This window comes from Candidatus Methylomirabilota bacterium (assembly GCA_036005065.1).
Classification (GTDB): domain Bacteria; phylum Methylomirabilota; class Methylomirabilia; order Rokubacteriales; family DASRDR01; genus DASYQW01.
On record DASYQW010000385.1, the window covers coordinates 19,816 to 27,504 of the forward strand.

9 protein-coding genes are annotated in these 7,689 nt (G+C 71.2%); 3 read left to right on the forward strand and 6 right to left on the reverse strand.

Annotated features, from left to right (window positions below):
- Positions 1-75: 75 nt before the first annotated feature.
- The 5 genes from VGW35_25905 to VGW35_25925 all read right to left on the reverse strand — a co-directional run bounded on the left by VGW35_25905 (position 76) and on the right by VGW35_25925 (position 4,713).
- Positions 76-1,050: a hypothetical protein gene (locus tag VGW35_25905; GenBank protein ID HEV8311112.1), complete on the reverse strand. Its 975-nt coding sequence runs from the start codon at positions 1,048-1,050 to the stop codon at positions 76-78.
- 7 nt (positions 1,051-1,057) lie between these two features.
- Positions 1,058-1,825, reverse strand: a complete 768-nt coding sequence (locus tag VGW35_25910) for an ABC transporter permease (protein ID HEV8311113.1) — start codon at positions 1,823-1,825, stop codon at positions 1,058-1,060.
- 114 nt (positions 1,826-1,939) lie between these two features.
- On the reverse strand, positions 1,940-2,725 hold the full coding sequence (locus tag VGW35_25915) for an ABC transporter ATP-binding protein (GenBank protein ID HEV8311114.1): 786 nt from the start codon (positions 2,723-2,725) through the stop codon (positions 1,940-1,942).
- A gap of 16 nt (positions 2,726-2,741) precedes the next feature.
- A complete protein-coding gene (locus VGW35_25920) occupies positions 2,742-3,776 on the reverse strand; it encodes an ABC transporter substrate-binding protein (GenBank protein HEV8311115.1) in 1,035 nt (344 codons plus the stop codon).
- Positions 3,769-4,713 carry a hypothetical protein gene (locus tag VGW35_25925; GenBank protein HEV8311116.1) on the reverse strand — a complete coding sequence of 315 codons (945 nt, stop codon included), beginning with the start codon at positions 4,711-4,713 and terminating at the stop codon, positions 3,769-3,771. The genes VGW35_25920 and VGW35_25925 overlap by 8 nt, the downstream gene beginning before the upstream one ends.
- Before the next feature lie 139 nt (positions 4,714-4,852).
- Between VGW35_25925 and VGW35_25930 the strand changes: the two genes are divergently transcribed.
- The 3 genes from VGW35_25930 (at position 4,853) to VGW35_25940 (ending at position 6,860) form a co-directional block, all read left to right on the forward strand.
- Complete coding sequence (locus tag VGW35_25930) at positions 4,853-5,548, forward strand: VIT1/CCC1 transporter family protein (protein ID HEV8311117.1); 696 nt, start codon at positions 4,853-4,855, stop codon at positions 5,546-5,548.
- A gap of 333 nt (positions 5,549-5,881) precedes the next feature.
- The gene (locus VGW35_25935) at positions 5,882-6,061 is read left to right on the forward strand and encodes a hypothetical protein (protein HEV8311118.1); all 180 of its coding nucleotides are present in this window, start codon (positions 5,882-5,884) and stop codon (positions 6,059-6,061) included.
- Between the two features lie 67 nt (positions 6,062-6,128).
- Positions 6,129-6,860: a ribonuclease activity regulator RraA gene (locus VGW35_25940; protein HEV8311119.1), complete on the forward strand. Its 732-nt coding sequence runs from the start codon at positions 6,129-6,131 to the stop codon at positions 6,858-6,860.
- 32 nt (positions 6,861-6,892) lie between these two features.
- Here VGW35_25940 and VGW35_25945 read toward each other — a convergent pair whose 3' ends face one another.
- The gene (locus VGW35_25945) at positions 6,893-7,669 is read right to left on the reverse strand and encodes an amino acid ABC transporter ATP-binding protein (protein ID HEV8311120.1); all 777 of its coding nucleotides are present in this window, start codon (positions 7,667-7,669) and stop codon (positions 6,893-6,895) included.
- Positions 7,670-7,689: the final 20 nt, after the last annotated feature.

A 7,689-nucleotide genomic window follows, 5' to 3' on the forward strand; every position in this document is an offset into this window, starting at 1 on the left:
CGCCGGTGGCGCGATCACGCGCGCGGGGCCACGCGCGGACAAGACGGGCGGGACCCGTGGGCTCGACTCCGCGGGTCACGGCGACGCCGGCGGGCTCAGCGCGCGGGCGTAGGCGGCGGGGCGGGGGCGCAGGAGCGCGCGGCAGCGGCAGCCGGTCGGCTCGTCGAGCCGATCGAGCAGCGACAGCTCGAGGGTGGCCGCGACCGCGGGCAGCGTCTCCAGATAGAGGCGGTCCAGCGTGACCGTGGGGTCCTCGGGCTCGAGCCCGGTGCCCCAGTTCGACACGACGTGGTAGTAGAGGAGATGCATCCCGCAGACGCGGGCGAGTACCGGGCTCACGCAGTCGCCGGTGATGATGGGTGTGCCGGTGAGCCGCCCGTAGGCCTCGAGCTCCCGGCAGGTCGCCAGTGACTCGAAGCCGTTGCCGGCGAGCCAGCGGTTGAGGATGACGCCGGCCTCGTGGCCGTGGACACGGCGGAAACGGAACCCCGGCAGGCGCTCCACCGCGTCGCCGAGCGCCTGGGCCAGGGGCGGGCAGAAGGGGTCGTCCATGATGGCGACCTGGCGCGGGAGGCAGAACTCGAGCTCCGTGCCCGGCAGGCCGGTCGGCATGGTGTCTCGGGCGAGGTAGCTCCGGGGGAGGACGAGGTCGCCCGGCCGGACCGCCGTCTCGTCGGCGGGCGCGCGCCGCCAGTCGCAGCTCCCGCTCGTCCCGCCCACCAGCAGGACCCGTACCCCCGCCTTCCAGAGGATCCAGAACGTCTTCCACTCGCTCCCGCGGAGGAGCGGATCCTCGTCCACGACCTGGCCGTAGCTCGGAACGCGGAGGAACTCCCGCCCGCTCGGCGTCCGGTAATGCTCCACCTGCGGCCCGAGCCCGTAGGGGGTCGGCGGGCGGCCCACCCCGAGCCGCCGGTGCCCGAGCGTTGCGGCGAGCTCGTGAAAGGCGTCGCCGAGTCCCCAGGTCGGGCTCCCGCCGAGGGTCGCGGCCGGCGCGGCGGGGCCCTCGTAGGTGACGCTCGGGTCCACCCGGCAGAGACAGGCGTGCATGCCCGCGTCAGCCGCGCTCGTGGACGGCGTGCTGCCAGTCGAGCCGCCGGCCGAGGACATGGACCACGGTGTAGACGATGAAGGACAGCAGTGCGGCCAGGAGCGCGACGGCGTAGACCTGGTCGCCTCGGTACTGCTGCATGGCCCGATTGATGATGTAGCCGAGCCCGGATGAGGAGATCATCCACTCGGCCGCGATGGCCACGATGATGCTGCCGCTCCCGGTGATCTCCTGAGCGGAGACGATGTAGGGCAGAGCGTAGGGCAGCCGCACGTGGAGGAAGGTCTCGGCGCCGCTGGCGCTGAGGATCCGCATCCGGTCCAGCACCACCCGGTCTGCGGCCAGGAGGCCGCGGTACGTGTTCACCAGCACCGGGAAGAAACCGGCCAGGACGACGATGGTGACCTTGGAGCCGAGCGTGTCGCCGAAGGCCAGGACGAGGACGGTGACGAGCGCGACGTACGGCACGTTGCGCAGGGTGATGGCGACGGGCATGACCACCTGCCGGCCGCTCGGCACGGCGACGAAGAGCGCGGCCAGTCCGATGCCGACGACGTTGGCGAGGACGAAGCCCAGGGCGGCGACCTTGAGCGTTTCCAGCAGGTGGACCGTGATGAACGAGTGCTCCGTCACCAGTGTGTGGAGCACCCGTTCCGGACGCGGGATGACGAAGGCCGGCAGTCCGGAGAGGAGGATGGCGAGGTACCAGAGCGCGAGGATCGACCCGAGCGGCATGAGGACGGAGAGCAGCGCCCGCCCGAGCCGCGCGATCATTTCAGCTTGGGGCGGGAGCGCCTGCTGCCGCCCCCCCCCATCCCCCCCACCAGCAGCCCGCTGCCTCCCGTCCTCCCGGCATAGCCAGGTGTCGCATCAATTCCCCCCGGGCTCTCAGCGCGCGGGCACGGCGGTCGGCTCGGTCGCCGCCAGGGGATCGACCCGCCCGAACAGGAGGCTGCGGATGTGGGCGGCCGTCTCGACGAACCGCGAATCGCGGCGGAACTCGGTCCCGCGCGGCCGCGGCGCCGGCACCGGGACGACCTCGAGCACCCGGCCCGGGCCGCGCGAGAGCACCACGACGCGGTCGGCCAGCATCACCGCCTCGTCGATGTGGTGGGTGACGAACAGGACGGTCTTGGGCCGGGCGAGGAGCGTCCGCCCGAACCACTCGCCGAGCTCCTCTCGCTTCATCTCGTCGAGGGCCGAGAACGGCTCGTCCATCAGGAGCACGCGGGGGTCGTGGGCGATCGCGCTCGCGACATTGACCCGCTGGACCATCCCGCCCGAGAGCTGGTGAGGACGCTTGTCCTCGTGGCCGGCCAGGCCGAACTCCCGCAGGAGGTCGCGGGGCGGGAAGCCGACGCGCCGCGCGATCCGTTGGGTGAAGCCGACATCATCGACGGCGCGCTTCCACGGCAGCACCGCGGGGCGCTGGGAGACGAGTCCGAGCAGGCGCTGGTGGCGCGCCACCGCGGGTGGGTCCGTCCCGATCCAGACCTCGCCGGTGGTGGGCGCCTCCAGGTCGGCGACGATCCGGAGGAGGGTCGTCTTGCCGCAGCCCGAGGGGCCGACCAGCGCCACGAACTCGGCGGAGGCCACCTCCAGGTCGACCGTGTCGAGCACCAGCGTGCCGCCGAAGCGGCGCGAGAGCGCCCGGATCGAGATCGGGACGGACACGGAGCGGAGCCGGCCTTTACTTCTTCGCCTCGGGGAGGAAGGCGTTCGTCATCATCTCGCCGACCGGCAGTACCCGGGGAATGCGCTCGTACTCCTTGTAGAACGCCATCATTCCCTCCCATACCCTCGGGTTCATCCAGAGAAGCCCGTTCCGCCTGGTGTCCTCGCTCACGAAGAGGACGTTCTGGATCTTCCACCGCCAGGCGAGCTTGTCGGCCTTCTCGACCTGTTCGGGATAGCTCGCCACGAGCTGCACCGTCTCCTCCGGGTGGTCGAGGATGTACTGCATCCCACGCGCCACCGCCCGGAGGTAGCGGCGGACGAGGCTCGGGTTCTCGCGGACGATCTTGCCGGTGGTGAAGATGACGTCCGAGTAGCTCGTGATGCCGTATTCCGAGAACGGGATCGCCTTCCAGGCCTTGCCCCGGATGCGGGGCGAGGCGTCGGGCTTCGCCGTCTCCTGCTCGATCTGGTAGGTCTGGTTGGTGATCCAGCCCGTGAAGTAGTCGACCTTGCCGACCAGCAACGGCTCCGCGTTGGCCTGGACGACCTCCACCTTGATCGCCTTGAGGTCGAGCCCGTGCTTCTTGGCGAGCGCCCGGAGGAAGATCTCACCGTCGGACTGGATCCCGACCACCTTGCCCTCGAGGTCCTTCGGCTTCGGGGGGGGCGCGCTGCGGTCGGCCAGGGTGATGTAGGCGTAGGGCCCGCGCTGGAGCAGGGTTCCCACGGCCACCACGTCGATCGGGTCCGGCGCCAGGCGAGCCTCGAACACGACGTTGCCGCCGGCCGTGATGCCGAAGTGCGCTTGACCCACGCCCACGATGGGGACGGGGTTCTTGCCGGGGCCGCCGTCGAGGATCCGGTGCTTGAGCCCCTCCTCGGTGAAGAACCCTTTGGCGTCGGCCACCATGATGGGGGCGAACTCGCCGTTGCGCAGCCAGCCGAGCTGGGTCTTGACCTCGACCGTCTGGCTTGCCGCGGGTGAGGCGCCGACGAGGAGCACGCCGATCAGGAGGGCGCAGGGGAGCCACCAGTGGCGATCAGGCATGAGCGGGGCCTCCTTGATAGCGCGCGAAGCGCGCGAATTCGCCGAAGAGCGACGGTCTGTCGATTTCCAGGGCGCAGCCGCAGGCACGGTCGGCCGGCGGGGTGGCGGCGATCGCATCCATGACCATCCGGGCCATCGCGGGCCCGCACTGCCGGTAGATCGCGGCCAGGTCGGCGATCTCGAACGCCCCGAGCCCCTCGGCCGGGTTCACCACGATCGACAGGATGGCCAGGCACATCCCGTACGTGCGGGCCAGCCGAAATTCCGGGCCCGCTGTCTTGCCGACCAGATCGAAGCCGAGCTGTCGGTAGGTCCGGTCCTCGGCCGGGGTCTCGAACCAGGGGCCGGGCGTGTGGACGTAGACGCCCCCGGTCTCGAACCGCGGCGCCCGGCGCGCCCCGGCGGCTTGCGCGACCGCCGAGTAGTGGCCGAGGTTCGCCTCGACCGCGGCGGCCAGCATCGCGCGCAGGCGCGGGCACAGAGGGTCGCGGAACCGGATCAGCTCCGGCCCCACCGGCCGGGGCACCTCGCCGCAGAGATCGATCACGTCCGCCACGTCGACGAGATCCCAGGGGCGGAGCTCTTCGGCCAGGGCGCCGGTGCTGTTGTCCACGAAGACCTGTCGCACGCCGGCCCGGGCCAGGACGTCGAAGACGCGCTCGCTCGCCCGTACACTCCGATCCGCCGCATCGAGCCGGCCGGGGTCGATGCCGTGCATCCAGACGTAGAGGTAGTCCCGCTCCTCGCCCGTGCGCCGGTCGGAGAGGCGGCAGAGCCGGAAGGAGGGAGCGGGGCCGAAGGGCGTGTCGAGCCGGATGTCGGGCTCGACGACCTTGACCGCGAGATGGGGGTGGCCCTCGAGCGCGCCGTCCGGGTAGGGAAAGGCCCAGGTCCCGGAGCCGCCGATGTGCGCGAACTGAGCCCGTGGAGGTTGCACCGCGGGCCAAGCATAGACGACGCCTCGCGGGCGCGACAAGGGGGGTGTCGTGGCGTCCCGGGCAGATCAGATGCCAACGCGGCGTTCCGCGGGGTGGCTTCCACCGCTCTCGCGCGGTAAGCTGACCGCGAGGTGAGCGATGCCACAGACACCACACGTCGAGCGGCACTTCAGAGGCAGCGCGACCGTTCGCGACATCGTCATCGGGATGTCCGACGGGTTGACCGTCCCCTTCGCCCTCGCGGCGGGGCTGTCGGGGGTCGTGGTCTCCAACAGTCTCATCGTCACGGCCGGCGTCGCGGAGATCGCGGCGGGCTCGATCGCGATGGGTCTGGGAGGCTACCTCGCGGCCAAGGGCGACGCCGAGCACTACGCGAGCGAGCGGGCGCGCGAGGCGCAAGAAGTGAGCGAGAAGCCGGGGGTTGAGGCGACCGAGGTCGCCGAGGTACTCGGGTCCTACGGCCTCACCGCTGAGGAGAGCGCGCCGGTCGTGGAGGCGCTCCGGCGACGCCCGGAGGCCTGGGTCGACTTCATGATGCGCTTCGAGCTGGGCCTCGAGCGGCCCGATCCGACCCGCGCGCTTCTGAGCGCCTTCTCGATCGCCGGCGCCTACATCGGCGGCGGTCTCATCCCGCTCGCGCCGTACATGATGCTCGCCGGCGCGCAGGCCGCGCTCGCATCCTCCGTGGTCGTCACCCTCGGCGCCCTCGCGGTGTTCGGCTACATCAAGGGTTACTTCACCGGCACCACGCCCCTCCGCAGCGCGCTCCAGACGGTGCTCATCGGCGGGCTCGCGGCCGGGGCGGCCTTCGGAATCGCCCGGGCCATTTCGTGAAGTCCGCCCCGGCGCGGGGCTCACCCGGCAGGCCCGCGGATCTCAGGGCGGCGGCTCGGGTATATTCTGAGCGTGATGGCCACGCGGGCGCGGTCCGGGAAGGATTACTAGAGCCGGGCCTTCGACCCGGGACCAGGCTTCGATTGCGCGGCCAGGGGCGGGCCTCGCCGGACCGCCCGCCAGGCGACATGTATCTCGCCGTCGAGATCACCGACGAGGGGTGAGCGTAACCGGGTCACCGGAAGATATGGCAGATTGCGGAGCACGGGAGGAGCCATGAGATCAGCGTCTCGACGTTCACCGAGCAAGAAGGCCCCGGCCACGACAGGCTCGATGGAAGCCGCCGCCGCGAAGCAGGCCGTCGGCAGGCGCGCCCAGCAGGGCAAGGACGCGAGCCGGGCGTCTCTCCAGGCGCGCGCCGCGCGCCAGTTCGAGAAAACCGGTGCGAAGGCGATCCAGGCGCACCTGCGCGCGAGGACGCAGCGACAGCAGGCGCGACGCGACTCCCGCTGACGGCGGACCCGGGGGGGTCGCAGCGGGCGCCGCCGGGCGGCGCGACTCTACACGAGGAGGGCTCGAGATGCCGTCGACGGACGAGAGACTACCGAAGGAGCTCTGGGACTGGCTCGGTCAGGCGAGCACGGCGACCGTCACGACCCAGCTCTTCAAGCGAGGCTTGCGACGCATGCACCTGTCCGGCGTTCGCCCCGTCAGCCGGCGGCGCCGACTCATGGGGGAGGCCCTGACGCTGCGCTACATCCCATCCCGGGAAGACCTGGACATCCTCGAGGTATTCCAGAATCCCGAGCATCCGCAGCGCAAGGCGATCGAGCTCGCGAAACCGGGCCAGGTTCTGGTCATGGATGCCCGCGGGGAGACTCGGGCGGCGTCTGCCGGACACATCCTGGCCACCCGGCTGCTCCGGCGAGGCGCGGCCGGGCTCGTCACGGATGGCGCCCTTCGCGACAGCGGGGGCATCGCGGAGATGGACTTCGCCGTCTATGCGGCGGGCGCCAGTCCCGCGCTGAACCTCACCGTGCATCACGCCGTCGACATCGGCGTGCCGATCGGGTGTGGCGGCGTCCCGGTGTTCCCTGGCGACGTGGTGCTCGGGGACGAGGAGGCCGTCGTGGTGATCCCCCGGCAGCTGGCGGTCGAGGTGGCCCGGGATGCCGCCGAGCAGGAGCGACTGGAGAGCTTCATTCTCGAGAAAGTGGAGGGGGGAGCGGCGCTTCCGGGCATCTATCCGCCGAATGCCCGGACCCTCGAGGAGTATGGGGCCTGGCGCCAGGCCCGCGGCGGCGGGGCCTGACCTCGGGTCACCGGGCGATCGGGGTTCGCACCTCAGCTCTGGCGCCGGCCCCCCTCGCGCTCGAGGAGCTTGCCCAGGAACGCGCGCGTGCGGGACTCCCGGGGGTCCGTGAAGAGCCGGTCGGGGGGACCCGCCTCGACGATGGTCCCGCGATCCATGAACACGACCTGGTCGGCGACGTCGCGGGCGAAGCCCATCTCGTGCGTGACCACGATCATCGTCATGCCCCGGTGCGCCAGCTCCCGCATCACGCGGAGCACCTCGCCTACCAGCTCGGGATCGAGCGCGGAGGTGACCTCGTCGAACAGCATGACCTTGGGCCGCATGGCCAGGGCGCGGGCGATGGCGGCCCGCTGCTGCTGCCCTCCCGACAGCCGTCCGGGGTACTCGTGCAGCTTGTCCTCCAGCCCCACCCGGACGAGAATCTCGGTCGCCTGCGCTTCCGCCTGCGGCTTGGGGATCTTCCGCACCAGACGGGGCGCCAGCGAGACGTTGTCGAGGACGGTCATGTGAGGAAACAGGTTGAAGCTCTGGAACACCATGCCGATGTCCTCGCGCAGGCGACGGACATCGGCCGGATCGGGCCGGGGCCCCGGCTCCTCGGTGCCCCGGCTGATCAGCACGCCCTCGACGAAGACCTCTCCCCGCTGTATCGCGTCGAGCATGCAGAGGCAACGGAGCAGGGTGCTCTTGCCGGAGCCGCTGGGGCCGATGATCACGAAGACCTGCCCGCTGTCGACCGTGAGGCTGATGCCGTTGAGGACCACCAGCGTCCCGAATGCCTTCACGATGGACCGGGCGCGGACGATCCGGGCGTCGCCGGGAGGCG

Bases quoted from the DNA above. Each gene is read 5' to 3' on its own strand.
- VGW35_25905 (HEV8311112.1), bottom strand. From the start codon at position 1,050: ATGCACGCCTGTCTCTGCCGGGTGGACCCGAGCGTCACCTACGAGGGC.
- VGW35_25910 (HEV8311113.1), bottom strand. From the start codon at position 1,825: ATGATCGCGCGGCTCGGGCGGGCGCTGCTCTCCGTCCTCATGCCGCTC.
- VGW35_25920 (HEV8311115.1), bottom strand. From the start codon at position 3,776: ATGCCTGATCGCCACTGGTGGCTCCCCTGCGCCCTCCTGATCGGCGTG.
- VGW35_25930 (HEV8311117.1), top strand. From the start codon at position 4,853: ATGCCACAGACACCACACGTCGAGCGGCACTTCAGAGGCAGCGCGACC.
- VGW35_25935 (HEV8311118.1), top strand. From the start codon at position 5,882: ATGGAAGCCGCCGCCGCGAAGCAGGCCGTCGGCAGGCGCGCCCAGCAG.
- VGW35_25940 (HEV8311119.1), top strand. From the start codon at position 6,129: ATGCCGTCGACGGACGAGAGACTACCGAAGGAGCTCTGGGACTGGCTC.